2 protein-coding genes are annotated in these 1,628 nt (G+C 61.5%); both read right to left on the minus strand.

The features are described from left to right. Positions 1-57 precede the first annotated feature (57 nt). Positions 58-396 (minus strand): hypothetical protein, encoded by a 339-nt coding sequence (locus tag BW982_RS17355; RefSeq protein WP_076495492.1) that lies wholly within the window; start codon positions 394-396, stop codon positions 58-60. An 89-nt stretch (positions 397-485) separates the two neighbouring features. After that, positions 486-956, minus strand: coding sequence for a hypothetical protein (locus tag BW982_RS17360; RefSeq protein ID WP_076495493.1), 471 nt, complete (start codon positions 954-956; stop codon positions 486-488). Between the last annotated feature and the right edge of the window lie 672 nt (positions 957-1,628).

Raw genomic sequence — 1,628 nt, forward strand, 5'->3', positions numbered from 1 at the left:
GCGGGCACGCTGAGACAGCGTTGGAACCACGACGCGTGGGCTGCTGTTAGCGCTGCCTTAGCGCCGTCGGATGCGGCTGTAGTCGATCCGTCCGGTGCCTGGTGACTGCCGCAGGCCCCCGGTGTTCGCTTTCCCGAGGTCCTCGGTTCCGGTGAGCGTCGACCATTCGCGCCTGAACTGGGCCTCCGCTGCTTGAAGCTCAAGGTCCACAGCGATGCGGTGCGCATCAAGAAGATCGGCCAGCTGCTTTACAAGCGGCTGGCCGATGAACTCCTCGACGAGGACGTGCGGGAGGAAGTCCTGCACGATCTTTCGCCGTCGGTCATCGCCTGCGCGCATCGCGTTGCTGATGGTGCTTGCTCCCATGGAGGCGAGCCGTTCGGGCAGAGTGGTCATGTCAGCCTCCTCGGGTTGATCCGTTGGCGCTGACTGTACCGAAACGGAACTAGTCGCCACAACAAGTCTGAACCGGTGTCAGCAAACCCTCAGCGTGCCAGGTGTAGGCCCGCTGGAGCACCGGCAAGGATGCCTTCGACAACAGCGTCGTTCAGCCTGTTGATCCGGATAGCAACACTGCCGGTCTCGACAGGAACGATCGCTGTGAGCCCTAGAGCAAACGCCCCCACGCGCTGATACGTTTCTGCGCTGTCATCCTCGACCTGGAGATCGACCCGGAGCTTCTCGGAAGTCACTTTTGGCACAGTCGTTCGATGCTGAGAGTGAAGCATGAGGTGACGTAGCCAGCCCTGGTGATGCTTCCGGGGATCGTCCTTGAGATCTATCTCGATTACCGCCGCCCAGCCGGATCGCATTAGAGGAATCTCCGAAACGGCGTCCACGCTCAGGTCAGGCAGGAGTTCTTCGACAATCGGGGCGACCGGCGCCACCTCATCGACCCCGACGACACGGAGCGCGGGCCGTTGAGGCTCAAACTGAGCAAGCTCGCGTTCTGGCACGCGCTCTCCTGAGGGATGGGTTGTCGACTGCTCACGCTCCATCTGCGTGCCTGACTATGAGACTTGAGTCGACACATGTCAAGTATGACCGGGGTGACCCGGCTCGGGGGCGTGAGGCGCGGACGGACTCGCAGGGCCGCTTACCGCGAAACAGCACGAGCCTACGGCTACGACACGCCGATCGCCAGTGTTTCGTGTTCAGGCCGTGACCTTTGCCCGTGTGCACAGCGCCCTCCGGTCAGTATCGTTAGCTCACGATAATTGCTAACTAATGATGTCGAGGGCGACACGCGGGGGAAAGAAGGGGGCTATGACGCGAGTCGGTCACCTGATCTCGCGCGCTGAGGCCGCTGCCGCCTTGGGCGTATCGCCGGCCAGAATCTCCCAATTGCTTCGAGAGTTCTGCCCGGTGACAGGAAAACCGGAACTTGAAAGCCCAGACGCCCTCCCAGATCACGGCCGTGTTGGGCGTCGGATGGTTCTGCGTGACTCTCTCCACGCGTACCAGCAGCGCCACGAACGCACAGCAACACGATGGCGAGAGAGAACGCCGACGGATGGCATCTTCAGCGAGATATCCAGGCAAACTGGTCTCGTCGAATCGACGCCAGAGCACCTAGCCAGGCAAGAAGACGAATCTGCGATTGACCTGGATAGAGCGCAGCGATCTAG

The sequence above is a fragment of the Microbacterium sp. RURRCA19A genome (genome assembly GCF_900156455.1).
Classification (GTDB): Bacteria; Actinomycetota; Actinomycetes; order Actinomycetales; family Microbacteriaceae; genus Microbacterium.

Coding starts and splice junctions, on each gene's coding strand:
- BW982_RS17355 (WP_076495492.1), bottom strand. CDS start 396: ATGACCACTCTGCCCGAACGGCTCGCCTCCATGGGAGCAAGCACCATC.